The following is a 311-nucleotide window of genomic DNA, read 5'->3' as shown; positions in this document are numbered from 1 at the left end:
CACAAATCAAAGGATTCGATTTATATTGGCGATATCCTTCCTTCGTCGTTGTCGCATACTTCAATATCTGCCCTTGTTTCAAAGGTAACAATAATAATGCCCGTCATATATACTCATGCTTTCGGAAGAATCCATCTTTCATTTTAGGACGTGTATATGGAAGAACAGGCAACATTTGATTCTGTAACAAATAAATATATAGTCTACATGGAGAATTTACTTTTCAATACCCTTTGTAGATGGAGTACTTTATGTAGAAGTTGATGGGAACGAAGGGCGGCGACTCCTGCGGGAAAAGCGGGAAAGTCGAG

The 311-nt window shown here is 38.9% G+C and carries 1 pseudogene; it reads right to left on the bottom strand.

Annotated features, from left to right (window positions below):
* Nucleotides 1-193: pseudogene (locus tag ACP3VS_RS24390) on the bottom strand (IS5/IS1182 family transposase); the annotation flags it as partial.
* Nucleotides 194-311: the final 118 nt, after the last annotated feature.

The organism is Lysinibacillus sp. VIII_CA, assembly GCF_049943995.1.
GTDB classification, from domain to species: domain Bacteria; phylum Bacillota; class Bacilli; order Bacillales_A; family Planococcaceae; genus Lysinibacillus; species Lysinibacillus pinottii.
This window is presented reverse-complemented; position numbering and strand designations above follow the sequence as displayed.